This is a genomic window from Acinetobacter sp. YH01020 (assembly GCF_013420275.1).
In the GTDB taxonomy this organism is placed as follows: domain Bacteria; phylum Pseudomonadota; class Gammaproteobacteria; order Pseudomonadales; family Moraxellaceae; genus Acinetobacter; species Acinetobacter amyesii.
The window spans coordinates 1-22,334 of the sequence record NZ_VOYN01000043.1; the positions used below are offsets into that span (position 1 = coordinate 1).

Here is a 22,334-nt window from a genome sequence, read left to right on the forward strand (position 1 = left end):
GTTCAAATGGCGATTCAGCGTTTAATTGGTTTTGGGAAAAAAGAAGAGTTTAAGGAAATTTTGGCAATTTTAAGAAAGCAGAATCCTGATAGGATAAGGGTTCTGTGAAATTTGTCGTGTACAGAGACAAAAATTATTATTTTTAGCTGCTGTTATTTTTATGGGCATTGGCTTTTATACGGCACTCGCTGGAGGTTATGCCTCTGATTATGGAGCAGAGGATGATAGTCCTGAACAAAAAAGCAAAATGACCATCTGTACAATTACACTAACACTGTCGGTTATATGTTTTATTGCGAGTTTGAGTCTTTTTGTTTATCGGATCGTTATTCTATTTGCATCATCTTCATAAAAATTAAGACATAAAAAAACCTTGGCATAAGCCAAGGTTTTTTGTCCGATTCGGTAAACGAATTAACGTTTAGAGAATTGAGGACGTTTACGAGCTTTACGTAAACCAAGTTTCTTACGTTCAACTTCACGAGCATCACGAGTAACGAAACCAGCTTGACGAAGAGCAGGTTTAAGAGTTTCGTCAGAAGCAATCAATGCACGAGTAATACCGTGACGGATAGCGCCTGCTTGACCACCGATACCACCACCAGCAACAGTGATGTAAAGGTCATATTTCTCAGTAGCTTCTAAAAGCTCAAGTGGTTGGTTAACAACCATACGAGCAGTTTCACGACCGAAATATTGTTCTAAAGAACGGTTGTTGATTACGAGTTTACCAGTACCAGCTGATAGGAAAACACGTGCAGTTGCGGTCTTACGGCGACCTGTACCATAGTTAGTAGCCATGTGCTGTATCCCTTAGATGTCCAAAACTTGTGGCTGTTGAGCAGTATGTGGATGCTCAGTACCAGCGTACACTTTCATTTTCTTGATCATTGCATAACCAAGAGGACCTTTTGGCAACATGCCTTTTACAGCACGTTCGAAGATTTCTTCTGGTTTGTGAGCAACTAATTTTTCGAAATTAGTTTCACGAATACCACCAGGGAAACCAGTGTGGCGATAATATTTCTTATCAAGTGATTTTTTACCAGTCACTTGAACTTGCTCAGCATTGATAACAACGATGTAGTCACCAGTGTCAACGTGAGGAGTATAAGAAGTTTTGTGCTTACCGCGTAAACGACGAGCGATTTCAGTCGCAAGGCGACCTAAAGTTTTGCCAGAAGCATCAACAACGTACCAGTCGTGTTGAACTTCAGCTGGCTTAGCGCTGAGAGTTTTCATTAAACCACTACCTATTATAGTTGGTTTGGACTATGGAAACTGTCCAAACAAAAGGAGACGCGATTCTATACGAATACGTGAAGAATCACAAATGAAAATATAAAATTTCAAGCGCTGTATTGTAGTATATTTCTTCAGCAATAAACAGCAGATAATCCAGAAATTATAAAAAAAGCGGATGAAAGTAAATCATGTCGAATTCTAATCTGTTAAAAAACACATCTGAACCCTCATTTTGGCGGCAATGGTTGCAATTAATGGGCTTATGTAGCGCCTTGGTTTTAAGCCCAACTTTTTTGTATTTGGTGTATTTGCACGGGGCGGATGGTGCGATCATCGTTTTGTTAATGATGCTCACTTTATTTTTCCTTAGTTATTTATTGGTTTATCTGTTGATTGGATTATTGCTTTTGGGTGGTATGTCTTTTTGGCTGATAACGAAGCACCCGCAACATGTGTCAGCCGTTCAGCGCGGCATTGTAATTCTTATTGCATTGATTTGGATCATTGGCATTTCAGGTTTTGCTTTCGATTTCATTCCATACAATGTCGCACAACGCGCTTATTTTTGAGTTTTAGTCCGATATTTTTAATCAATAAAATTAGGTCTGTCATGTGCATCACACAGTATAATAATGCTATTGCACACACAGGATAGACCCATGCTGCCTTTATATATCACGAGCGGTGAACCCGCAGGTATCGGACCTGATATTTGTTTGAGCTTAGCCAATCGAATAGATGAAAGGCCACTTGTGGTTCTTATTGATAAAGATTTGCTGCTCAAGCGTGCTCAACAGTTAAAGCTCGAAGTTGAACTGATTGACTATGTTGGGCAGGAGGGTTCGGCAGCTCTAGGTCAGCTTTATGTGGAACATGTACCTGTAACTACACCTGTTATTGCGGGTCAACTTGATGTTAATAATGCGGCTTATGTACTCGAGCAGCTACGTCGATCTGCAGATTATGCGATATCTGGTAAAAGTGTTGGTGTAGCGACAGCACCAGTGCAAAAATCCATTATCAATGAAGCGGGTATTCACTTTAGTGGTCATACTGAGTTTTATCAAGAATTTGCAGGCGTTGACCGTGTCGTGATGATGCTTGCGACCAAAACGCTCCGTGTCGCATTGGCAACAACACATTTACCGCTTCGTGATGTAGCTGATGCCATTACTCAAGAACGATTGCATCAAGTCATCGATATTTTAATTCATGATTTAAAAACCAAATTTAAAAAAGACCATCCGCATATTTTGGTGTGCGGTCTAAACCCACATGCGGGTGAAGATGGCTATTTGGGCATGGAAGAGATTGAAGTGATTAATCCCGTGCTGGAAAGCTATCGTGCTCAGGGAATCAATATGAGCTTGAGTTTACCTGCGGATACCTTATTTACCCCTGAAAATTTAAAAGATGCCGATGCGGTTTTGGCGATGTATCACGATCAGGGCTTACCTGTGTTAAAGTCGCAGGGCTTTGGCGAAGCCATCAATATCACTTTGGGCTTACCGTTTATTCGGACTTCAGTGGATCACGGCACAGCACTGTCACTGGCTGGAACAGGTCTTGCTAAAAGTTCGAGTTTACAGGTGGCGGTTGATTTGGCTTTAGAATTAGCACGTGCGAAAAATAACGAAACTTAATAATAAAGGTTTGAATTTTATATGAATAATAGTAAAAAATTATCAAAAATAAAACAGGAAAATAACAAGATGCTTAGGGCGAAATCGATCATTCGCCCATTTTTTGGGATTGCGTTAGCGTTGATGCTGTCAGCATGCTCAACGCTCGCTACAGATCATCATTCTTGTGAATTAAAAGTATTATCGCTGCAAATTCCAAAACAGACGGAAGGATTTATACGTTTTGCATCACCGGCTGCCGTGGATGGCTTTAAACATAATCAGCAAAAATTTAATCAAGCGCTGACTGCGGTGCATAAAAAATATGCGAATCGTGATGGTGCTGATAAAATGCTTCAAGATGGACAGGCAATCAATGCTAATATTGATCTGCTTGTACAGCATCAAAATAGCCTGAGTGCGCTATATGAATCTCAACTTCTTGTAAGTGAAACCATTCCGGGTATTCAAGCTGAATATAACATTCTGGCTGATATGATGGCTAGAGTAAACAATTCAGCTATTCAAGCAATGATTGCCAAAAATCAAGTCTATATTGCGGGACGAATGTTGAGTTCTTTGCTGAAGTTAACTGATGTGAATTCTATTCATCCAGACGATTTAGATGACTTTTTAGCAGATTTTGAAACTTTCAATATTTATTTGAAGGCTCAACTGAATGGTCATCCCGAACTGGGTGTAGAGCGCGTAAACAATGCTGAAATGCGTGAAAGTTTGCTCTCCATTCAGGCTGAAACTGAAGAAATGATGAAATCTGAAACAATGGCTTTGTTGCAACAAAGAGAGCCATTGCTCAGTGTAATTAACGCGGCTCGGGATAATGTGACCAAGTCCGAAGAAATTTTTGCTCGCTTGAGTGAATTTGAATCAAGTCAGTAATCGTTGTAATAAACCTATGCGGAGAATTTTATGTATCAAATTAATGCCCTAAACCCAAAAGATGAAGGGCATCACACGCGTAAGCGGTTTGGACAGAATTTCTTACATGATCAACGTGTTATTGCCAAAATTGTACGTTCGGTAAATCCGCGTACTGGTGACAATATTGTCGAAATTGGTCCCGGTCTTGCTGCGCTTACATCGCCTTTAATTGGTGAATGCGATGCTTTAACTGTGGTTGAGCTGGACCGTGACTTAGCCGCAGGTTTGCCGGGCCGTGTGCCGCATCCCGAGCGCTTGACCATTGTTGAAACCGACGCGCTGAAATATGACTTTACCGAGCTGTTTGACGAAGGCCGTCCACTGCGTGTGGTTGGCAACTTGCCGTATAACATCTCGACACCGCTGCTGTTCCATCTCTTGGAGTTTGGCGACAAAGTCAAAGACATGCACTTCATGCTGCAAAAAGAAGTCGTGGACCGTATTACCGCTTCACCGAATACTAAAGAATACGGCCGTTTATCGGTGATGATCCAATACTTCTGTAAACCGACGTTTTTATTTGAAGTGCCGCCGGGTTCGTTTAATCCGCCGCCAAAAGTCACCTCTGCGGTATTCCGTTTAGAGCCTTATGCCGTTAAACCGATTGTGGCGAAAGATGAAAAAGCGCTTGCGCGTTTGGTTTCACATGTCTTTACTCAACGCCGTAAGACGTTACGCAACAGCTTAAAAGGCATGCTGGTTGAAGATGGTTTTGAAAATGCAGGGGTTGATCCAATGGCGCGTCCAGAAACCCTAACACTTGCAGAATTTGTCGCATTAGCAGATCAAATGGTGGCTTAAATAATTATGACTCGCAATATTCGCTATAACTATGTCATTGGTGATGTTCAAGGCTGTTTTGAAGCATTAAAAGCTTTACTGAAAGAGATCAAGTTTGATGCAGACCAAGATTTTATATGGTTTGCCGGTGATCTCGTCGCACGGGGTGAAAACTCGGTAGGCGCTTTGCGGTTCATCAAAAAATTAGTGGATAGTGAAGTTGCGGCGACGGTACTGGGCAATCATGATCTGACTTTGCTGGCATGCGCTCGTGGTACTAAGGATATCAATCCTAAAGACAATATCGATGATGTGATTCACGCTTTAGAAAGTGATGATTTGATTGATTGGTTACGCAAGCAGCCGCTGTGTCTATTTCCGAATGAGCAAACCATTTTGACCCATGCAGGTATTCCTTTGAATTGGACTGCGCAGCAAACCGCAGACTTGGCAAAAGAGGTGGAAGCGGTGATTGGTCATGACGACTTTGATGTGGTTGATGCGTTTCTTCAAGTGATGTACGGTAAAGAGCCGAACCTATGGACGGATGATTTGTCTGGTCATGCGCGCTTACGCTGTATTACCAACTATTTGACCCGCATGCGCTTAACCGATGCAGAAGGTCGATTAGAGTTTAGTTTTAAAGATTCACTCGATGACCCTATGCCGAAGGGTTTTAAGCCATGGTTTGAGTTTGAGTCACAAGCAGCTCAGACCCATCAAATTCTTTTTGGTCATTGGGCTGCTTTACAAGGAAAAAGCATTTCAGCAAAAATCCAAAATGTGGATGGCGGATGTGTCTGGGGCAATCAGTTGATGGCCTATCGTTTAGAAGATCAGCACATGTTTGCTGTCGATAATCCTGTAATGTAAGTATTTAAAAATAAAAAAGCCGCATTGATGCGGCTTTTTATTGGTGTGAGGATTAGTCTAAACGAATCCAAGTTTGGTTACGACCTAAGACTGAAACGCCAATACTTGCACGGATCGAAATACGTTTTCCTGTGCTGTTTAAGCGCACTTTAGCATCATAAACTTTGCCAGAAAGAGGGTCGATAATACGACCTTTTTCATAATTATTTGTATTATTAATTTGCTTTAAACCTTTAACAATTTCCATGCCGAGAATCGGTTGGTTGGTATAAGGTGCTGGGCACTTATTACAGTTTTTTTGCGGTGTATAGCCCGGACGTGGTGTAATTTTAATAATTTTACCGGTATAGGTATTATTTGATTCTTTGTGAATCGAAATAATCGCTTTGGCCGCTCCTGTTTTATCGTCAATTTGTTGCCACGTGCCAGCAATGTCATTTGCAAATGCACCATTCATCAATCCGAATGTGCAAAGGCTGAATAATATTTTTTTAAACATAATCGCTTGTCCCCGAGAAGCATGATTTATGAGCACGTATGTTAGAAAGTTTACGAGAATAGTCAACTTTAATTTAAAAATAATTTGAAGATATTCGGAATAAGAAAAACCGCCATGTCGGCGGTTTTTTTACTTGTTTGAGGTTACTCTTGGCGAATCCAAGTTTGGCTACGACCAAGTGCAGAAACACCCATATAACCCCGTAAAGTTAGGCGTTTCCCACTGGCATTTAAACGGATTTTTGTGTCGTAAACTTTGCCTGAAAGAGGGTCAATAATACGGCCTTTGTCGTAGTTATTAGTGTCTTCAATATGTTTTAAACCTGTTAAGATATCAAGGCCTAAGATTGGCTTGTTTTTGTAGGGTGCAGGGCAGTTTACGCAGGTGTCGCGCGGTGTATAGCCCGGACGCGGCGTCACTTTGATGATTTTACCCACGAATGTTCCATTACTTTCTTTACGGATTTCAATAATGGCTTTTTGTGAACCTGTTTTATCATCAATTTGTTGCCAAGTCCCTGAAAGGTCTTGAGCAAAAGCTGAACCACTCATTACAGCAGCTAAGAATAAGAGGCTCACTTTTAATTTTTTCATCAGATATTCCCTGTAGGTGGTTCACCTATATCAAATCAATTTACTGAATAAATTTAAAATTTATTCAGCGCGAATCCATGTCTGTGTACGACCAATCGCGGAAATTCCCAGATATCCACGTAAATGTAAGCGCTTACCATTGGCAGAAATTTTGCCTTTTAAGCTGTAAATTTTGCCTGCTAAAGGATCAATAATTTTTCCTTGAGAGTAGGTATTTTCACTTTCAAGTTTCAGCCCCTTAAATACATCCATCCCTAAAATAGGCTGGTTGGTATAAGGTGCAGGGCAATTCACACATTTTTCCTTTGGTGTATAACCCGGACGTGGCGTCACTTTTACAATTTTGCCGGTATAGGTGTCTTTGGCATCTTTTCGAATTTCGATCAGTGCTTTAGGCGAACCAGTTTTATCGTCAATTTGTTGCCAAGTCCCTGTAAGATCTTGAGCATAGAGTGCGGAGCTTGTAACTACAGCACCGAATAATGCAGCCCATTTCAAACTTTTTTCGATCATATTAATAATCCTTTATCAATACACTTTGTGAGGGTTTATTGATCATACTAGGTAATATTTAAACTTAGAGCAACTACTCTAAGCATAAATATTTACATTTTATTCGGGAAAGTTGACATGTTGCACAAAAGTGCCTTTACCAAAAATGTAACATCCACAGCACATCGTTCAATGTGTTGTGGTGTACCCTAGAATTTATATTAAGTTTATTTTTTATACAAAACAATCATTTAAAAGTGATTGCTCAGTCACATATTTTGTAGATAGAGTATGAAAGTTGGCAACCAGATTGCTGTGAATACTGCATTTACCGCCATGCCAAATGCCGCATAGCGCCCAGCAATGCTGCCGCGTTGCCAAGCTTGAGCTGTGCCAATCGCATGTGCAGCAAGTCCTAAGGCGAGTCCTGATGCACGTTCATCATGAATATTTTTGAGTATGATGGGTGAAAATGCTGCGCCAATCACCCCTGATAAAATCACAATCAAAATTACCAAAGGAATCGGGGAATGCAGCAGCGTCGCAATGTTGATGGCAATTGGGGTGGTCACTGCCCGTGTAGCAAAAGCCATAATGGTTGGATCTGACAAATGCAGCAAATAAGCCAGCCCCATAGGGAGGGCAACGGCACTGATACTGGCAAAGACTAAAATCCCGCCCACGGCTTTTAAAGGCAAGTCATCGTAGCGCATCGCTGCTAAAGGAATGGCCAAGGCCACTGTGACATAGCCGAGTAAGTTATTGAACAGTGGATTGACCTGTGCCATATAACTTTCATAGGAAATGCCAAAAAGATAGAGCATACCAATGACGAAAAACATCCCAATCACAATCACGGGGATTTGCGGTAATTTTTTATTAATAGGTTTTGCGACAAGATAGGCGATCAGGGTAATGATGAATCCAGAGATGATTGAAAGCATATTGATTTTCCTTATAGCCATTTCTTAGACATTTTTGCGTAGACCCACAGCGGTATGAGGGTGCTGACAAAGAGAACAATCAAAAACATTGGAATTTCATCACCTAAATGCATCATCATCAGCAATGAGCCTGCACTAATGGGTAAGAAGGCAAAGGCACTTTCTTTCATGATTTTATTATTGGTATCGACCAAGCTGGCTGGAATTTTGTTGAATTTTCTCCAAAATGAAAGCACGATCAAGAGGGCAATCAAACCGACTAAATTGCCTAATTCTGGGTGATTGAATTGCTTCATGACCCAGACCGCGCCTTCACGGAAAATAATAATTAATGCAATAGTGCCTATCCAGGCTTTCCAGTCGATACGCTTGATCCAGTCCATTTTTGTCTTTCGTTAAAATTATACTAATCAAGTTTTAACCGATTTAGTCTTTAATTTCAAATTCTTCAAGTGGACGTTGAAATTGTTGCGCACGCGTTCCCAAGATTTCTTCGATGGGTAAATGCGCCTGTTTAATCAGTTGTTCTAACTTATGCGGGGCAATGATGACGTGCAAAATTAAGTTGCCTTGTTCATCATAACTTTCATTTTGGATCACATTGAGCGCATACAGTTGTGTTCTTAATTTGCCATAAGCTGGTTTTAGACGGACTTCAAAGCTTTGAATTTGGCCCATCAAGCATTCTTGAACCGCTTGGCGTAATAAGGGAAGACCTTTACCACTATGTGCTGAGACATAGACACGTTCCGGCTGATGTGGCTTGCCATAGATGATTTTAGGATCTTCGCCACTGACATCAATTTTGTTATAAACGCGCAGAATCGGAACATCGACACCAATTTCTTTCAGTACTTTTTCGACAGCCTCGATTTGTTCCATCATGTCAGGACTGCTGGAGTCAATGACATGTAACAATAAGGTCGCCTCCAACGTTTCTTCTAAGGTGGCTTTAAACGACTCGACCAGTGAGTGCGATAAATTACGCACAAAACCTACAGTATCGGCGAGCACTAAGTTGCCGATGCCATCCCAATGTAGACGGCGTAAAGTTGGGTCAAGTGTTGCAAAAAGTTGGTCTGCTGCATAGACATCACTTTTTGCTAAATTATTAAATAAGGTCGATTTACCAGCATTGGTATAACCCACCAATGACACGGTTGGAACAGCAGCTTTTTGACGTGCCACACGACCTTGCATACGTGTTTGGCGGACTTTCTCAAGTTTCGCTTTGAGTTGTCCCATACGGAGCTTGAGTAGCCGACGGTCAGTTTCCAGCAGCGTTTCACCCGGTCCACGTAGGCCGATCCCACCTTTTTGGCTATCGAGATCGCCACGACTACGAATCAGTCGTGAAGCCATATGTTGTAATTGAGCCAATTCAACTTGCAATTTACCTTCATAGGTACGTGCGCGTTGGGCAAAAATATCTAAAATTAATTCTGTACGATCGACCACACGACAACGCATGATGCATTCAAGATTACGTGCTTGGGCAGGGGTGAGAGCATGGTCAAAGATGACCAATTCGGCTTCATATTCTGCGACTACTTCTGCAATTTCTTCAGCTTTCCCTGAGCCGATAAATAATTTGGCATCAGGCTTAATACGCTGAGCATGCACATGTTGCAGAATATTGGCACCTGCAGATTGAGCAAGTAAGTGGAATTCTTCGGCATCAAGGTCTGCAAGCATTTGTACTGCCACACTGACTAAAATTACGCGTTCACCGCTCGCTTGATGTTGATTTAAATTTTCCACTCAGCACACACTCCTGTTTAAAGATTCATTTTAGGCGAAAATGCAGTGCGAGGGTTAATCTAAGTGAGGGATTAATGGCTAAGTTCTGTATGTCGTGCTATTCAATTAGAGAAAGCTTCGAAAGCTCAGCGCCAATAAGAAAAGCACACTCACATATATCAATGAAAAACAAGCAATGGCTTTTAACGCTTGCCATGAAGAAATAGGGGAATTGTCTGAATATGAATGATTCATAATTTTAACCTTTAAAACCGATATAAAAATAATATTTGATTTTTAAAAACGATTAAAATGGGGAAATATTATCTTCGACTTCGGTTTTTATGATCAATGCAAAAAAACTGTCTTCGGTATATGATGATGAAAATTTACGCCAAATTGTGGCACCGTGTCCTTTTAGTGAACCGTTTATGAATCAACCTCAAATCGTCAATACACCGCAAATTAATGTGTTTTCAAAATTTTATTTGTATTGTAAAAAAGTCGGTGCAGCAGCTGTTGCCGTGACGCAGGGTTTTTATTTGGTTTATCGTCATCAATTGTATAAAGACCCGAATAACCCGCAAAATACTCGCTATGTGCAGTATTTTTGTCGCAAGTTATGCAAAGTATTCAATCTTGAAGTCAAAGTGCATGGTGAAATTCCACGACAACCAGCCCTTTGGGTAAGTAATCATATTTCATGGTTAGATGTGGCAGTTTTAGGTTCTGGTGCACGTGTTTTCTTTTTGGCGAAAGCTGAAATTGAAAAATGGCCAGTGCTGGGTAATTTGGCGAAAGGCGGTGGCACCTTATTTATTAAGCGTGGCTCTGGCGATTCAATTAAAATTAAAGAACAAATTACGGGCTTCTTAAAGCAAGATACGCCGGTACTCTTTTTTCCAGAAGCCACCACTTCAGATGGCAGCAAAATTAAAAAAATTCATGGTCGTATTTTAGGTGCGGCAATTGAAGCCGAACGTCCAGTCCAAATTTGCTTAATTTGCTATGTGAATCAGGACGGTGAACTCGATAATATTGCGCCCTATGTCGGAGACATTAGCTTTGATCGACATGTCAAAAATGTCTTAGAAATGCCGAAAGTCACAGCGCATCTGATGATATTGCCCGCAATTGATTCGGCAGGTCATACTGTTGACAGTCTGACACAAGAAGTGCAGCAAAAAATGAATCAGGGATTAGCAGAGCTTCAAGCTAAAGTTCTTAAAGCGCCAGTTCCAGTTGAAGCTAAATAATTTAATGATACAGGCTGCAAGGGGATGCCTTTGCAGCACAATCCTTACATAAAGCCTTCGAGCGGCAACCAAGAGATAAATTTCACCCCCGCTTTTTGCCACCACTTGATTTTCGGTTCACGTGGATAAATACGCGTTTGACCATTTGACAGCTTAATTTTCCAATTGATCTGTTGGTCTGCATTGAGTACTAACTTATAGGCATATTTACTCAAATTTTCATCCATGGTGTAGTGGACTGCTTTGGCTAAGCGTGGGCTATTCAGTAATACCCCAATTTCAGTATTTAAATATGCTGAGCGAGGGTCAAAGTTAAATGAACCAATAAAAACTTGTTTTTCATCAATTGCCATCAGTTTGGCATGTAGGCTTGAACGGCTTAAACCTTTTAGACTAACTTTAGATTTTTCCGCCAACTCTTTGGTATTTGTATTGAGATTTTCTGCATCAGGTCTAGACAGAAACTCATAGAGTTGAACATCGTGTTCCAATAGATCTTGGCGATATTTACTATAAAAAGCATGAACCAATGGCACGTCATTGGCCTGGAATGAGTTGGTCAAGACTCTGACTTTTACGCCATCTGCACGAAGGTTTTTTAGGCGTTCAGCCCCTTTTTTTTCTGGGACAAAGTAGGCTGAAACGATATCGACACTTTGTTCAGGTTTATCTAAACGGTTGAGCAGCTGAAAGTTGAGATGCTCTTCTTTTTTAGCCTTAGATTTGATTTTGCTTGGGGAATCTTTGACCACTTCGGCTTTAACCCAGTCAAATTGGATTTTATTGTTGAGCCAGTCATCAAAGGCATGTGAACGGTTGGCTAAATCCAAATAATTGACCACAGTGGCTTCTTGGTTATAGTCATCGAGTTGTTGTTTGAGACTGTCAAAGCGCAAACTATAGTGGCGTGGATTGACCAATTGACGTACTGGAAAGGCATAATCATCATTCCAATATTCGTCAAAAGAATGGATGATTTCATCGGATGCCGCACCGACCAGCATGACGTCAACATCGGAAAATTGATAATTATCACTGACGTTATAGTATTGGTTACTCATATTGCGACCACCAATCAATGCGATTTGATTGTCTGCAATAAAGCTTTTGTTGTGCATACGGCGGTTGATGCGTTTTAGATCCAGCACCATATCGACAGGGCGGAAATGTCGGAAGCGGTACGGGTTATACAGTTTGACATCAATATTGGCATGTTGGTCGAGTGCCATATAAATGCCTTCCATTTTTTTGGCATTGTTGTCATCGACCAATAAACGAATTTTCACCCCACGATCTGCAGCTTTGATCATGGCATGTAGAGCCAAAGCACCAATTTTGTCGTTATCCCAAATATAGTATTGTAGATCTAAACTTTTTTCGGCTTTATTGATCAGTTCGATTCGAGCCGCTAAGGCTTCTAATGGGTCATACAGAACGTGGTAACCGGTTAAGTTTGGATTTTGTTCCCGTAGCGGCAGCACAATTTTCGCAAGGCTAGTATCGTCTGTCGGGGTATTAAAAGCATATTCCACAGGTTGAGTTTGCTGTTTAGGCAAGGTACTACATGCAGATAAAGTCAAAACAAGGCTACAACTCAGCAAAACCGCCTTAGTGTGGTTGTGTATGAAGGGCAAATTTTGCTGTTTCGGTATAGCTGAGTTCATACTGTTAGACATACTAAAAAATTTGATTTGAGTATAAGTGTCAGCTGTGAAAAGATAAATATAGTGACCGAGTTTTCTCGTTAGGCAAATTGTAGAGCAAATGTATGTGGGAATTAGATTCCGTAGTGATGTATTTTTATATCGGGTTGGCTGTGCTAGGTGTTTGGGCAATTTCTCAAGCTTGGTTAAGTCAGTCGCGTACGGAAACGATTCATCCGTTTAAAGCCTTCGTACATTTGTTGGCATTTTATCTTTCTTATTTACTTATCCCTTTATTCTTCTTTAGCATTTATGCGGGTTGGAGTGGCTATTATTCACTACATGAAGCGATTTTTGTCGGTGCTGTTACGGGGCTTTTATGCTATGCCCGATTTATCGAGCCGCACATGATTCAGGTGAAAAAATGTCAATATCAATTGCATGAAACACGACAGTTATTAAAGCCTGTACGCATTGCCTTAATTGGTGATTTACATATTGGTTTATTTTCGGGTCATGAACGTCAGTTAAAAATGATCGTCGATAAAATCAATGCGCAAAATCCTGATTTGGTCGTGGTTGCAGGCGATTGGACTTACGAGCCAGAAAATAAGTTGGCTGAAGAGCTGGCCGTACTAAAAAAAATTATTGCTCCGATTTATTCGGTGAATGGTAATCATGATGAGCAATATCCCGGTCCGCCTATTCAAGCGCTGTTAAAACATGCATTAGAAAGTAACCATGTGGTGGATATCGAAGGGCAGGTGGTTGAGTTTAATGAGTTTCGTTTATTAGGTGTTGGGGACTTATGGGCTGGTAAAGCCGATATGCGCTATTTGCCAGAATTGCCACAAGATAAACCTTGGATCATTTTGTCGCATAATCCAGATACCGTCGATATGGTACCTAAACTTCCGGGAAGACCATTGATGTTGTCGGGTCATACCCATGGCGGGCAGGTACAACTGCCATGGTTGACTGATTATGTAATGAAAAAAGTGTCGATTTTAGGCCATAAAAAAGGGCTATATCAGCATGACAATGCAGATGTCTTTGTCACTGTTGGTACGGGCATGGTTGGGGTACCTTTCCGTTTTCTTGTGCCACCGACCATTGATATTATCGAGTTGGTTTAATCAAAAACTACCGTTTATTATCGCTAAACGGTTTGGTGACTGTTCCTCTTGATGAAGAGCTATAAACCTTGTTTTGTTAATAAAATTGAATCGTGCCATGAAACATTTGTAGTTTGAAGTTGAGTGAATGACCGTGTCTTGGAACAGATGATGTGTATTGCCATTCAGTGGGATCTAAGCTGCATGCATGAATGAAATTAAAATGCTGTCAACAAGAGAGTAGCTAATCAGGTCATTGACTCAATTTGAGACATAAAAAAGCCAGCAATAGGCGCTGGCTTTTTTATTATGTGCAGATTAAACCTGATTATTCACATCATCATTTTTGGTTTCGCGAATCATTAAGAATGCGATCAATGAAAGGATTGATGCTGCAGTTAGATAGTAACCTACTGCATATAAACCATAGCCAGTTGCAAGTTTAGTTGCGATCAATGGCGCGAAAGATGCACCAAAAATACCAGCCATGTTAAAGGTTAAAGCTGAACCTGTGTAACGTACAGACGTTGGGAAGATTTCAGACAATACCGTACCAATTGGACCATAGGTTAAACCCATGATCGCAAGACCGATACATAGGAATAAGAACACCATCGCAGTACTGCCAGACTCAAGCATGCTTGAGAAGACTAAGCCAAACAATGCAGATACAACACATACCGCAATCGAAGTCGTTTTACGACCAAATTTTTCAGCAAATACAGCAGAAAGTGGAATGAAGGCAGCGAAACAAAGTGTGGCAACCAGTTGAAGTTTTAAAAATTCTTCACGTGTGTAACCAAGCTGGGTTGTACCCCATTGTAAAGCGAATACTGTGGTTAAGTAGAACACAACGAATGTACAAATCGCGGCAATCGTACCGAGAATTAACATCCCCCAGTGCTTAGTGATCACTTCTTTGAACGGAATATTTACTTCTTTTTGCTTATCCAAAACTTTTTGGAACGCTGGTGTTTCATGTAATTTTAAACGAATCCACAGACCGACAATAACCAATAGCGCACTTGCAATGAATGGAATACGCCAACCCCATTGCATAAACTCAGCTTCAGACATGAAGTGACCTAAGGTCAAGAATGAGCCTGTTGCAAGAATAAAGCCGATTGGCGCGCCCAATTGAGGGAACATACCATACCAAGCACGTTTGCCTTCTGGCGCATTTTCAGTTGCAAGCAGCACGGCACCTGACCATTCACCACCTAAACCAAGACCTTGACCTAAGCGACAAAGTGCAAGCATGAGCGGAGCAGCGATACCAATTTGAGCATAGGTTGGAAGCAAGCCGATACATACTGTAGAAATCCCCATGGTGAGGAGAGCGGCAACTAATGTGGCTTTTCGACCGATACGGTCACCTAAATGGCCAAAGAATGTTGCACCAATCGGGCGAGCAATAAAGGCAATCGCAAACGTTGCTAAAGATTGAATTGTTGCGGTTGTTGGATCTGTACTTGCAGGGAAGAACAGATGCGGGAAGATAATTACAGCCGCAGTTGCATAGATGTAGAAATCGAAGAACTCGATTGTGGTACCTACAAGACTTGCTGTAAGTACGCGGAATTTTGAATTTGTTGGTTGCTGTTCAGTGGCAGCAGCACTTGAAGACGCCATGGTGGACCTTACACTTACTAAAAATAATTGAACTTAGTTTTAAAAGCGTAATCTTTTTAAAAAAGGCGTAATTTCTTAAAAAAATACGAAATACCAACTTACGGACTGCGGAATTAGGGTCACTAAAGAATGCAGTGTCAGTGGGTTATATCACGTAGAGATAAATCGACAGGAAATGTGATCCTGCACCTATCAATACAAAAATATGCCAGATAGCGTGTGTATATCTTACCTTTTTTAAGGCATAAAACAATGCACCGATTGTATAAGATAGCCCGCCAATGATCAGGTAGGTTAAAGCTTGATCAGATAAAAAGCGTTGCATATCATCCATTACCAGTACTGCAAGCCATCCCATCACCAAATAGGCAATCAACGAAATCTTTTGAAAGCGATGAATGAATATTAATTTGAATAGTGTTCCAATTGCAGCAATGACCCACAGTGCAATGAGTAAATAATGCGCTTTTGCGGTAGGCAGTGCGATTGCCAGAAACGGGGTGTAAGTACCTGCAATTAAATAATAGATAGCGGTATGGTCGAGTTTTTTGTACCAACCACGGCGCTCAGGAGATTCTGCGAAGTGATATAGACTCGACGCTGAAAACAATAACAGCATACTGAATGCATACACCCAAAGTGCAAGCCATTGTCCAGTTGGAAGGTATGAACCTTTTAATATCATTAGGATACCTGCGATGGTAGACAGCGCTGCACCGAAAGCATGGGTATAGAAATTCAGTCTTTCTTCAGCTGGGTCATAAGCTAAAAGATGGGGAGTATTCATAACGTATCTTTTATAATAATTTAAATATACACATGTATAGTAATTCAATTTTGCTTTTGGTGTAAGAAGATTTAAAATTGTTTTGCAAATTTATCTAGGTTTATATTATGTCATCTTTGGCTTCTCCCTCTACGCAAGAGCAGCAATTTTTAGCAGCCTTTCAGCAAGCCATTGAAACACAGCGTTTTGATCGCATGATTTTGAGTCAGTATAAAGGTGAATTAGACCAATTAGAAAAAATGACCTTGCGAGTCATTTCGCTGCAAGGTGAGTCATTTCTTAGTTGTTTATATCGTTATAGAACCCAAGACATCACCAAAAACTATCCAATGGCAGCTGCATATCAACAAGTCGAAAGTTTATTGAGTTGTTGTAAGCAAGCCAACCTGATGACCTTGGATGAAGAAATTCAGCTCAAAAAAATAAAAAGAAAGCCATGCTAAGCATCAGCAAAAAGCAGGCAGCCTTAGGGAAAAATCCTACGGAGCAGCAAGGACATGATCGAGCGAAACATCGTTATGTCGATCAAGACAGTTATTTTTTACAGCCACTCGGTATTACGGATGCAAAAGCACAAATTATTCCGAGCATGGCACGTAAATGGAAACAAATTAATAAATTTGTAGAAATTTTTTCAGGCGCTTTAAGCCAGATCAAAGAGACCGATCAATCTCTACATGTCGTGGATTTTGGTTCAGGTAAAGGCTATCTGACTTTTGCATTATATGATTATTTAGCAAAACACCAGCAAGTGCCTAAAGTGACAGGGGTTGAGCTAAATCCGAAAATGGTGGAATTTTGCCAAAGCGTTGCTCAGCAGTCGAATTTCAGCCAACTGGATTTTTTCCAAGGCGATGTTCGTACCTATGCGCCTGAGCGCTTAGATGTCATGATTGCACTGCACGCTTGTGATGTAGCAACGGACTTTGCGATTCATACCGGCATTCGATTAAATGCGCAAATGATCATGTGTGCGCCGTGTTGTCATAAAGAATTGCGTCCGCAATTGAAAGCGCCGCAAGTACTTGCACCGATGTTGCAATTTGGCATTCATGCGGGCCAGCAAGCAGAGATGCTTACTGACACGATTCGTGCACTTTTATTGAAAGCATATGGTTATGAAACCAAAGTCTTTGAGTTTGTGGCACTTGAACATACCAGTAAAAATAAAATGATCTTGGCAACCAAACGTGCAGACTATGTCGAACCTGATCAAGCGGTATTGGCGCAGATTCAAGCTTTAAAGGACATGTATGGCATTCAAAAGCATTCGTTAGAATTATTGTTGAATGATCAATGGGACCAGCAAGATATTGGCTGTAAATGCTAAAGGATGACGGGATGCCGCAGTTAAATATTCAATTCGGACCGTGGGAGCAACTGGCATCTGCAGCTCGACCGATACGTGAACAGGTCTTTATTTTAGAACAGCAGATATCGCCCGCGGATGAGTGGGATGCAGAAGATGCGATTTCACTGCATTTTATTGTTCATGATGGGATGAAAGCTGTTGCAACTGCTCGTTTGTTGAAAAATAACAGTATAGGCCGTGTTGCTGTTTTAAAGGCCTATCGCGGTCAGGGGATTGGTAAAATCTTGATGCAAGCCATCATTCAACAAGCGATATTAGAGCAACGTGAATATTTAAAACTATCTTCACAAGTGCATGCCATACCGTTTTATGCAGCTTTAGGTTTTGTTGTTGAAGGTGATGAATATTTAGATTGTTGTATTCCGCATCAAGATATGTATATAGCTTTGGCTTAAATACGTAAAATTGGACAGCTATAAATAAAAAACGCTTAATATTTTAAGCGTTTTTTTTATATAGATGAGGTCAAAGCTTAGTGGCCATGATCATTCGATGCAGTAGGTTCAGGGCTCATGTCATCCATATGTGCATGTTGTTCTTCAGTCATCTGCATATCTGCTGCAGTCGGCGCAGAAGCTTCACGCGCTGCTTGATCAGCTTGCGCCTTTTTCAAGGCTTCTTCTGACATCACAGGGGCATTTTTAAATGCATGCTGTTGAGTATTGTCTTTTTTCTGTTGGCTCGGCATATAGTCTGGTTCATTGGTCACAGCAAGCCAGAAAATACCCATGAATAGCGCACCTAAAATACAGAAGATAATCAGTGCTTTCCAGCCCCATGGTGATTTTTCAGGAGAAGTATGATCAGTCATAACAAGCTACTCAATCGGATAAAAAGAAATCAAAAAACTTGTTACTTTATAACATAAAACTGATGAGAGTTCGCGTAAATTCTAGGCTTGTTTGCAAACACGCGACTGAGAAGGAAAATAAAAAGGAGCCGAAGCTCCTTTTGATGTGATTGAACAGCAAAATTTGCATGCTCAAAATGAATAATTAAATCTGCTCAGCTTTCGCCACTTTGTCTTTCAGCAATTGCGGTGCTTTGAAGCGTTCGCCATATTTTGCTTCTAGTGTATTGGCACGTAATAGCGCTTTTTCCAAACCATATTGGTTTAAAAATTGAAGTGCACCACCTGTCCAAGGGGCAAAACCAATCCCGAAGATTGATCCGACATTGCCATCAACAGTCGATTCCAAAACACCTTCTTCTAGGCAGCGTAAGGTATCGAGTGACTGTACAAACAGGAAGCGGTCAATCATTTCCTGTTCAGAAATAGCATTATCTTTCTGCCATTTGCTCAAGCCATTCCAGAGATGCTTTTTACCGCCTTCAGGGTATTCATAAAAACCTGCGCCGGCAGCTTTACCTTTACGTCCGAACTCATGAATCATCGTCTGAATTACCTCATCCGCACCTGAACGTGGTAGGTCATTGCCTTCGGCTTGCAAGGCTTTATGTGTCTCGGCCGCGACATGTTCAGAGAGTGTTAAAGACACTTCATCTTGAATGGCCAATGGACCTACAGGCATGCCGGCTTTTAGCGCTGCCATTTCAATGCGGGCAGGGTGTACGCCTTCAGAAAGCAGACGTAAACCTTCTTGTACAAAAGTGCCAAAGACACGGCTGGTAAAGAAGCCACGGCTGTCATTCACCACAATTGGTGTTTTGCCAATTTGCTGTACATAATCATAGGCTTTGGCTAAGGTTTCAGCCGATGTGTTTTTACCTTTAATAATTTCGACCAATTGCATTTTGTCGACAGGACTAAAGAAATGTAGACCGATAAATTTAGCTTGATCTTGAGATGCATTGGCTAAGCCTGAAATTGGCAAGGTTGAGGTATTGGATGCAAAAATACCGCCATCTGCCAAATAGGTTTCTGTTTCTTGCGTCACTTTGGCTTTCAATTCGACATTTTCAAACACAGCTTCAATGATCAAGTCGCAGCCTTGTAAATCTGCCGCATTTGCAGTGGCATGAATCAGTCCTAAAACTTGATCACGTTTTTCTGCACTTAAACGGCCTTGAGATACTTTTTTATCTAGCAGTTTTTGGCTATAGGCTTTGCCTTTTTCAGCAGCCTCAAGAGAAACATCTTTGAGTACAACCGCAATGCCTTTTGATGCCGTGGCATAAGCGATGCCTGCACCCATCATGCCTGCGCCTAAAATGCCGACCTTGGTGGCTTGCCATTTCGCGACGTCTTTTGGACGGCTTGCACCTGACTTAATGGCATTAAGACCATGCCAAAAGGTGCCGATCATATTTTTAGAAATTTGACCGGTTGCAAGGTAAGTAAAGTAACGTGATTCAATCGTGAGCGCCGTATCGACATCCACTTGAGCGCCTTCAACAGCAGCCGCCATAATGGCTTCAGGCGCAGGGTAACAGCCCTTGGTTTTGTCACGTAAAATGGCGGGTGCAATAGCAAGCACTTGTGCAACTTGCGGTGAAGAGGGTGTCCCGCCCGGAATTTTGTAGCCTTTTACATCATAGGGTTGTTGCGATTTTGGATTGGCTTTCACCCAAGCAATAGCTTTATCCATCAATTCTTCTAGGCTCTCTGCAGTGTCTTGAATCAGCCCCAATGATTTGGCTTTTTCGACACCAATTTGTTTGCCTTCCATCAAGAGCGGAAATGCATTTTGCAAACCCAATAAACGTACCATACGTACAATACCGCCACCGCCTGGCAGTAAGCCCAAGGTCACTTCAGGCAAGCCAAATTTTGCCTTAGCATCATTCAGCGCAATACGATAATGACAGCCAAGAGCTAACTCCCAACCACCGCCAAGCGCCGTGCCATTTAAAGCTGCAACAACAGGAATGCCACGGGTTTCGATATAACGCAGTTTGGCTTTCATCTCTTCAATCATATTGAAGAATTCTGTCGCATGCTCAGGTGTAGCTTGAATCAGTTCGTCTAAGTCGCCGCCGGCAAAGAAGGTTTTTTTTGCGGAACGAAAAATAATCCCTGCAATATTTTCATCTGCTTGCAGTTTGTCTACCGTTTCAGCCAGTGCAGCACGGAAATCTGCATTCATGGTGTTGGCAGATTGGTTTGGAGAATCTAAAGTTAAAATGACGATATTGTCGGCATTTTTTTCAAATTGAATTGCGCTCATAAATTTTATCCAAATATTTTTATGACTTTGCTAGTGATTTTTGAGATTTAAATTATTCATCGTCACTACGGAGTCTTTCCAAATTTGTTTATTACTGTTTTTTTCATTTCAGCTAAAGCCGTGCTTTAGCTTCATTCAGGTTCGACCTACTTTTGTTTCGGCAAAAGTAGGCAAAACCATTTGTCATCCACAAAACCTGTCAACTAATGTCTTTTTTCTAAAAGTTCGCAGAAAATTATTTTCAATTTTTGGTCAGGTTGTGGATGACACATACCAAGTATCAAATGCTGTGTACGATTCGGTTAATTAAACTAGCTCAATAATCGTTGCGATGCCCATACCACCGCCCACACACAAGGTTGCTAAACCGCGTTTTTTACCTTGGCGTTCCAGTTCATCCATCAGTGTGCCTAAAATCATGGCGCCTGTTGCACCCAGCGGATGTCCTAATGCAATTGCACCGCCATTCACATTTACTTTGGCAGGGTCCACCTTGAGTTCGGTGATAAAACGCATCACCACAGCTGCAAAAGCTTCGTTCACTTCAAATAGGTCAATATCATCAATGGTTAGGCCAGCTTTGGCTAAGGCTTTACGCGCAGCAGGTGCAGGGCCAGTCAGCATAATGGTCGGATCAGCACCTACCAATGCTGTTGCCAGCACTTTGGCGCGTGGTTTTAAACCTTGTTCTTTGACTGCTTTTTCAGAGGCAAGCAACACCACGGCAGCACCATCTACGATGCCCGATGAGTTGCCTGCATGGTGTACATGGTTGACCGCACCCACTTCAGGATATTTTTGTAAGGCGATGGCATCAAAGCCCATTTGACCCATCATGGCAAAACTTGGGTTGAGTTTGCCTAAGTCTTCTGCTGTGGTCGTTGGTTTAATAAATTCATCTTTGGCTAAAACAGTGACGCCTGCTTTGTCTTTAACTGGAACGACAGATTGGTCAAAGTAACCATTGGCTTGCGCTGCGGCTGCTTTTTGCTGAGAGTTGGCTGCAAAGGCATCCACATCTGCTCGGCTATAACCGTCAATGGTGGCAATTAAATCGGCCCCAATGCCTTGTGGTATAAAATCACAAGCCATATTGGTTTCAGGGTCGAGCGCCCAAGGGCCGCCGTCACTGCCCATCGGCACACGAGACATCGACTCTACACCGCCAGCCACCACAAGGTCTTCCCAGCCAGAACGCACCTTTTGTGCAGCCATATTTACGGCTTCCAAACCTGATGCACAAAAACGGTTGATTTGTACCCCTGCCACATCATTGTCCCAACCTGCTGCAATGGCTGCGGTTTTTGCAATGTCTGCACCTTGGTCACCAATGGGAGTCACACAGCCCAGTACAATGTCGTCAACTGCCGCGGTGTCAAACTGATGGCGGTTTTGTAATTCGTTCAATAAACCGGTCAGTAGGCTAATCGGTTTAACGGCATGTAGTGAACCGTCTTTTTTTCCTTTGCCGCGCGGTGTGCGAATGGCATCAATGATGTAAGCCTCGCTCATAATCCTGTCCCTATGATCTATAAATTTTTATTGGTTTTTTGAGTGTACGGATTAATCAACCTAGTGCAATGATGAGAACGGGCGAGTCGTTTGATATTTTTGGTCAACGCTTGCTGCTGAATAAGATAAAAATCAACCTGCACATTGAAAGCGAGGATC

The 22,334-nt window shown here is 41.6% G+C and carries 22 protein-coding genes and 1 pseudogene; 9 read left to right on the top strand and 14 right to left on the bottom strand.

Annotated features, from left to right (window positions below; all coding sequences use genetic code 11):
* Positions 1-414: 414 nt before the first annotated feature.
* Together rpsI and rplM are read right to left on the bottom strand one after the other, a co-directional pair.
* On the bottom strand, positions 415-801 hold the full coding sequence (gene rpsI, locus FTT85_RS14110; protein ID WP_078190115.1) for a 30S ribosomal protein S9: 387 nt from the start codon (positions 799-801) through the stop codon (positions 415-417).
* 12 nt (positions 802-813) lie between these two features.
* A complete protein-coding gene (gene rplM / locus FTT85_RS14115; RefSeq protein ID WP_004722943.1) occupies positions 814-1,242 on the bottom strand; it encodes a 50S ribosomal protein L13 in 429 nt (142 codons plus the stop codon).
* Positions 1,243-1,433: 191 nt separating this feature from the next.
* Between rplM and FTT85_RS14120 the strand changes: the two genes are divergently transcribed.
* From FTT85_RS14120 to FTT85_RS14140, 5 genes are all read left to right on the top strand, one after another.
* Positions 1,434-1,814 (top strand): hypothetical protein, encoded by a 381-nt coding sequence (locus FTT85_RS14120; RefSeq protein ID WP_180085441.1) that lies wholly within the window; start codon positions 1,434-1,436, stop codon positions 1,812-1,814.
* 90 nt (positions 1,815-1,904) lie between these two features.
* A complete protein-coding gene (gene pdxA / locus FTT85_RS14125; protein WP_180183808.1) occupies positions 1,905-2,888 on the top strand; it encodes a 4-hydroxythreonine-4-phosphate dehydrogenase PdxA in 984 nt (327 codons plus the stop codon).
* A gap of 69 nt (positions 2,889-2,957) precedes the next feature.
* Complete coding sequence (locus FTT85_RS14130; protein ID WP_180183809.1) at positions 2,958-3,767, top strand: pilus assembly protein PilJ; 810 nt, start codon at positions 2,958-2,960, stop codon at positions 3,765-3,767.
* Between the two features lie 30 nt (positions 3,768-3,797).
* Positions 3,798-4,610 carry a 16S rRNA (adenine(1518)-N(6)/adenine(1519)-N(6))-dimethyltransferase RsmA gene (gene rsmA, locus FTT85_RS14135; protein WP_180183810.1) on the top strand — a complete coding sequence of 271 codons (813 nt, stop codon included), beginning with the start codon at positions 3,798-3,800 and terminating at the stop codon, positions 4,608-4,610.
* A 6-nt stretch (positions 4,611-4,616) separates the two neighbouring features.
* Positions 4,617-5,462 carry a symmetrical bis(5'-nucleosyl)-tetraphosphatase gene (locus FTT85_RS14140; RefSeq protein WP_180183811.1) on the top strand — a complete coding sequence of 282 codons (846 nt, stop codon included), beginning with the start codon at positions 4,617-4,619 and terminating at the stop codon, positions 5,460-5,462.
* 52 nt (positions 5,463-5,514) lie between these two features.
* On the opposite strand, the gene FTT85_RS14145 is transcribed toward FTT85_RS14140, so the two are convergent.
* The 6 genes from FTT85_RS14145 to hflX form a co-directional block, all read right to left on the bottom strand.
* On the bottom strand, positions 5,515-5,961 hold the full coding sequence (locus FTT85_RS14145) for a DUF2147 domain-containing protein (protein WP_078194271.1): 447 nt from the start codon (positions 5,959-5,961) through the stop codon (positions 5,515-5,517).
* A gap of 143 nt (positions 5,962-6,104) precedes the next feature.
* Complete coding sequence (locus FTT85_RS14150) at positions 6,105-6,554, bottom strand: DUF2147 domain-containing protein (RefSeq protein ID WP_180183812.1); 450 nt, start codon at positions 6,552-6,554, stop codon at positions 6,105-6,107.
* Positions 6,555-6,614: 60 nt separating this feature from the next.
* Positions 6,615-7,067 (bottom strand): DUF2147 domain-containing protein, encoded by a 453-nt coding sequence (locus tag FTT85_RS14155; RefSeq protein ID WP_111884999.1) that lies wholly within the window; start codon positions 7,065-7,067, stop codon positions 6,615-6,617.
* Positions 7,068-7,315: 248 nt separating this feature from the next.
* Positions 7,316-7,990 (bottom strand): LrgB family protein, encoded by a 675-nt coding sequence (locus tag FTT85_RS14160; RefSeq protein ID WP_078190106.1) that lies wholly within the window; start codon positions 7,988-7,990, stop codon positions 7,316-7,318.
* 11 nt (positions 7,991-8,001) lie between these two features.
* Positions 8,002-8,373, bottom strand: coding sequence for a hypothetical protein (locus tag FTT85_RS14165; protein WP_078194269.1), 372 nt, complete (start codon positions 8,371-8,373; stop codon positions 8,002-8,004).
* Positions 8,374-8,416: 43 nt separating this feature from the next.
* A complete protein-coding gene (hflX, locus tag FTT85_RS14170; RefSeq protein WP_180183813.1) occupies positions 8,417-9,751 on the bottom strand; it encodes a ribosome rescue GTPase HflX in 1,335 nt (444 codons plus the stop codon).
* A 410-nt stretch (positions 9,752-10,161) separates the two neighbouring features.
* On the opposite strand from hflX, the gene FTT85_RS14175 reads away from it, so the two are divergent.
* The gene (locus FTT85_RS14175) at positions 10,162-10,986 is read left to right on the top strand and encodes a 1-acyl-sn-glycerol-3-phosphate acyltransferase (protein WP_180108980.1); all 825 of its coding nucleotides are present in this window, start codon (positions 10,162-10,164) and stop codon (positions 10,984-10,986) included.
* Between the two features lie 44 nt (positions 10,987-11,030).
* Here the strand turns inward: FTT85_RS14175 and FTT85_RS14180 are convergent, their stop codons facing one another.
* Positions 11,031-12,650 carry a phospholipase D family protein gene (locus FTT85_RS14180; protein WP_257222670.1) on the bottom strand — a complete coding sequence of 540 codons (1,620 nt, stop codon included), beginning with the start codon at positions 12,648-12,650 and terminating at the stop codon, positions 11,031-11,033.
* A 104-nt stretch (positions 12,651-12,754) separates the two neighbouring features.
* On the opposite strand from FTT85_RS14180, the gene FTT85_RS14185 reads away from it, so the two are divergent.
* Positions 12,755-13,765 (top strand): metallophosphoesterase, encoded by a 1,011-nt coding sequence (locus tag FTT85_RS14185; protein WP_180183814.1) that lies wholly within the window; start codon positions 12,755-12,757, stop codon positions 13,763-13,765.
* A 297-nt stretch (positions 13,766-14,062) separates the two neighbouring features.
* Here FTT85_RS14185 and FTT85_RS14190 read toward each other — a convergent pair whose 3' ends face one another.
* Both FTT85_RS14190 and FTT85_RS14195 read right to left on the bottom strand, forming a co-directional pair.
* Positions 14,063-15,376, bottom strand: coding sequence for an MFS transporter (locus FTT85_RS14190; protein WP_078194265.1), 1,314 nt, complete (start codon positions 15,374-15,376; stop codon positions 14,063-14,065).
* Between the two features lie 145 nt (positions 15,377-15,521).
* Positions 15,522-16,163, bottom strand: coding sequence for a hemolysin III family protein (locus FTT85_RS14195; RefSeq protein ID WP_180183815.1), 642 nt, complete (start codon positions 16,161-16,163; stop codon positions 15,522-15,524).
* A gap of 107 nt (positions 16,164-16,270) precedes the next feature.
* Between FTT85_RS14195 and FTT85_RS14200 the strand changes: the two are divergent.
* A pseudogene (locus FTT85_RS14200) lies at positions 16,271-17,493 on the top strand (SAM-dependent methyltransferase).
* Between the two features lie 11 nt (positions 17,494-17,504).
* Positions 17,505-17,930, top strand: coding sequence for a GNAT family N-acetyltransferase (locus FTT85_RS14205; protein WP_373886895.1), 426 nt, complete (start codon positions 17,505-17,507; stop codon positions 17,928-17,930).
* A 77-nt stretch (positions 17,931-18,007) separates the two neighbouring features.
* Here the strand turns inward: FTT85_RS14205 and FTT85_RS14210 are convergent, their stop codons facing one another.
* The 3 genes from FTT85_RS14210 to FTT85_RS14220 all read right to left on the bottom strand — a co-directional run bounded on the left by FTT85_RS14210 (position 18,008) and on the right by FTT85_RS14220 (position 22,175).
* Positions 18,008-18,346, bottom strand: a complete 339-nt coding sequence (locus tag FTT85_RS14210) for a hypothetical protein (RefSeq protein WP_078194261.1) — start codon at positions 18,344-18,346, stop codon at positions 18,008-18,010.
* Positions 18,347-18,530: 184 nt separating this feature from the next.
* Positions 18,531-20,663, bottom strand: coding sequence for a 3-hydroxyacyl-CoA dehydrogenase NAD-binding domain-containing protein (locus FTT85_RS14215; RefSeq protein ID WP_180183817.1), 2,133 nt, complete (start codon positions 20,661-20,663; stop codon positions 18,531-18,533).
* 306 nt (positions 20,664-20,969) lie between these two features.
* Entirely contained in the window at positions 20,970-22,175 is a 1,206-nt protein-coding gene (locus FTT85_RS14220; protein ID WP_180183818.1) for an acetyl-CoA C-acetyltransferase, read from the bottom strand.
* Positions 22,176-22,334: the final 159 nt, after the last annotated feature.

Excerpts from the sequence above, each read along its gene's own strand:
- FTT85_RS14180 (WP_257222670.1), bottom strand. The coding sequence starts at position 12,650 with ATGAACTCAGCTATACCGAAACAGCAAAATTTGCCCTTCATACACAAC.
- rplM (WP_004722943.1), bottom strand. The coding sequence starts at position 1,242 with ATGAAAACTCTCAGCGCTAAGCCAGCTGAAGTTCAACACGACTGGTAC.
- pdxA (WP_180183808.1), top strand. The coding sequence starts at position 1,905 with ATGCTGCCTTTATATATCACGAGCGGTGAACCCGCAGGTATCGGACCT.
- FTT85_RS14165 (WP_078194269.1), bottom strand. The coding sequence starts at position 8,373 with ATGGACTGGATCAAGCGTATCGACTGGAAAGCCTGGATAGGCACTATT.
- FTT85_RS14145 (WP_078194271.1), bottom strand. The coding sequence starts at position 5,961 with ATGTTTAAAAAAATATTATTCAGCCTTTGCACATTCGGATTGATGAAT.
- FTT85_RS14205 (WP_373886895.1), top strand. The coding sequence starts at position 17,505 with ATGCCGCAGTTAAATATTCAATTCGGACCGTGGGAGCAACTGGCATCT.
- FTT85_RS14215 (WP_180183817.1), bottom strand. The coding sequence starts at position 20,663 with ATGAGCGCAATTCAATTTGAAAAAAATGCCGACAATATCGTCATTTTA.
- FTT85_RS14160 (WP_078190106.1), bottom strand. The coding sequence starts at position 7,990 with ATGCTTTCAATCATCTCTGGATTCATCATTACCCTGATCGCCTATCTT.
- rsmA (WP_180183810.1), top strand. The coding sequence starts at position 3,798 with ATGTATCAAATTAATGCCCTAAACCCAAAAGATGAAGGGCATCACACG.
- FTT85_RS14190 (WP_078194265.1), bottom strand. The coding sequence starts at position 15,376 with ATGGCGTCTTCAAGTGCTGCTGCCACTGAACAGCAACCAACAAATTCA.
- rpsI (WP_078190115.1), bottom strand. The coding sequence starts at position 801 with ATGGCTACTAACTATGGTACAGGTCGCCGTAAGACCGCAACTGCACGT.
- FTT85_RS14175 (WP_180108980.1), top strand. The coding sequence starts at position 10,162 with ATGAATCAACCTCAAATCGTCAATACACCGCAAATTAATGTGTTTTCA.
- FTT85_RS14130 (WP_180183809.1), top strand. The coding sequence starts at position 2,958 with ATGCTTAGGGCGAAATCGATCATTCGCCCATTTTTTGGGATTGCGTTA.
- FTT85_RS14220 (WP_180183818.1), bottom strand. The coding sequence starts at position 22,175 with ATGAGCGAGGCTTACATCATTGATGCCATTCGCACACCGCGCGGCAAA.
- FTT85_RS14155 (WP_111884999.1), bottom strand. The coding sequence starts at position 7,067 with ATGATCGAAAAAAGTTTGAAATGGGCTGCATTATTCGGTGCTGTAGTT.
- FTT85_RS14140 (WP_180183811.1), top strand. The coding sequence starts at position 4,617 with ATGACTCGCAATATTCGCTATAACTATGTCATTGGTGATGTTCAAGGC.
- FTT85_RS14150 (WP_180183812.1), bottom strand. The coding sequence starts at position 6,554 with ATGAAAAAATTAAAAGTGAGCCTCTTATTCTTAGCTGCTGTAATGAGT.
- FTT85_RS14185 (WP_180183814.1), top strand. The coding sequence starts at position 12,755 with ATGTGGGAATTAGATTCCGTAGTGATGTATTTTTATATCGGGTTGGCT.
- FTT85_RS14120 (WP_180085441.1), top strand. The coding sequence starts at position 1,434 with ATGTCGAATTCTAATCTGTTAAAAAACACATCTGAACCCTCATTTTGG.
- FTT85_RS14195 (WP_180183815.1), bottom strand. The coding sequence starts at position 16,163 with ATGAATACTCCCCATCTTTTAGCTTATGACCCAGCTGAAGAAAGACTG.
- FTT85_RS14210 (WP_078194261.1), bottom strand. The coding sequence starts at position 18,346 with ATGACTGATCATACTTCTCCTGAAAAATCACCATGGGGCTGGAAAGCA.